The following is a 1,793-nucleotide window of genomic DNA, read 5'->3' on the forward strand; positions in this document are numbered from 1 at the left end:
GCTATATTAATAAAGCGGTCGGGAGAGACAAGCGAAAGCGACACTCCACCGAGCGACGAGAACCTAGAAAAAATAATAGTTTGAAAGCCAGAGTAACACAATAACCTCGTCAAAAAGAATCGGATTAGGGGAGAAAAACCCCGAAGCCAAAAAAAAGAGGGAAACGAATAGTTTCCGGAGCAACAAACTCAACAAAATGGAGAGTTTGATCCTGGCTCAGGATGAACGCTGGCGGTCTGCTTAACACATGCAAGTCGAACGGGAATCTTAGGATTCTAGTGGCGGACGGGTGAGTAACGCGTGAGAATCTGCCTTCAGGACGGGGATAACAGGAGGAAACTGCTGCTAAAACCGGATATGCCGAGAGGTGAAAGTATTAATAGCCTGAAGAGGAGCTCGCGTCTGATTAGCTAGTTGGTAGGGTAAAAGCTTACCAAGGCGACAATCAGTAGCTGGTCTGAGAGGACGATCAGCCACACTGGGACTGAGACACGGCCCAGACTCCTACGGGAGGCAGCAGTGGGGAATTTTCCGCAATGGGCGAAAGCCTGACGGAGCAAGACCGCGTGGGGGAGGAAGGTTCTTGGATTGTAAACCCCTTTTCTCAGGGAAGAAAAAAATGACGGTACCTGAGGAATAAGCATCGGCTAACTCCGTGCCAGCAGCCGCGGTAATACGGAGGATGCAAGCGTTATCCGGAATAATTGGGCGTAAAGCGTCCGTAGGTGGTCATTCAAGTCTGCCGTTAAAGAGTGGGGCTTAACCCCACAAAGGCGGTGGAAACTGAAAGACTAGAGTGCAGTAGGGGTAGAGGGAATTCCCGGTGTAGCGGTGAAATGCGTAGAGATCGGGAAGAACACCGGTGGCGAAAGCGCTCTGCTGGACTGCAACTGACACTGAGGGACGAAAGCTAGGGGAGCGAATGGGATTAGATACCCCAGTAGTCCTAGCCGTAAACGATGGATACTAGGTGTGGCCTGTATCGACCCGGGCCGCGCCGGAGCTAACGCGTTAAGTATCCCGCCTGGGGAGTACGCACGCAAGTGTGAAACTCAAAGGAATTGACGGGGGCCCGCACAAGCGGTGGAGTATGTGGTTTAATTCGATGCAACGCGAAGAACCTTACCAGGACTTGACATGTCGCGAATCCGCTTGAAAGAGAGGAGTGCCTTAGGGAGCGCGAACACAGGTGGTGCATGGCTGTCGTCAGCTCGTGTCGTGAGATGTTGGGTTAAGTCCCGCAACGAGCGCAACCCTCGTTTTTAGTTGCCATCATTAAGTTGGGCACTCTAGAGAGACTGCCGGTGACAAACCGGAGGAAGGTGGGGATGACGTCAAGTCAGCATGCCCCTTACGTCCTGGGCTACACACGTACTACAATGCTACGGACAAAGGGCAGCAAGTTAGCAATGACAAGCAAATCCCATAAACCGTGGCTCAGTTCAGATCGCAGGCTGCAACTCGCCTGCGTGAAGGCGGAATCGCTAGTAATCGCCGGTCAGCATACGGCGGTGAATCCGTTCCCGGGCCTTGTACACACCGCCCGTCACACCATGGGAGTTGGCCACGCCCGAAGTCGTTACCCTAACCTGTTCGCAGGAGGGGGATGCCGAAGGCAGGGCTGATGACTGGGGTGAAGTCGTAACAAGGTAGCCGTACCGGAAGGTGTGGCTGGATCACCTCCTTTTAAGGGAGACCAAACCCCACTCAACCGAAAAAATCGCCAAGATTTGGGGAAGTGGAGGTCAACCTAGGTCATCGAGGAAAAGTGAATACATCAGCTTTCAAACTAT

Annotated in this window: 1 rRNA gene; it reads left to right on the top strand. The window is 52.8% G+C overall.

Annotation, left to right across the window (positions count from 1 at the left end):
- Window positions 1-193 precede the first annotated feature (193 nt).
- Window positions 194-1,687, top strand: a 16S ribosomal RNA gene (locus H6F74_RS29095).
- Window positions 1,688-1,793 lie beyond the last annotated feature (106 nt).

The organism is Trichocoleus sp. FACHB-90, assembly GCF_014695505.1.
Lineage (GTDB): Bacteria > Cyanobacteriota > Cyanobacteriia > Cyanobacteriales > FACHB-T130 > Funiculus > Funiculus sociatus.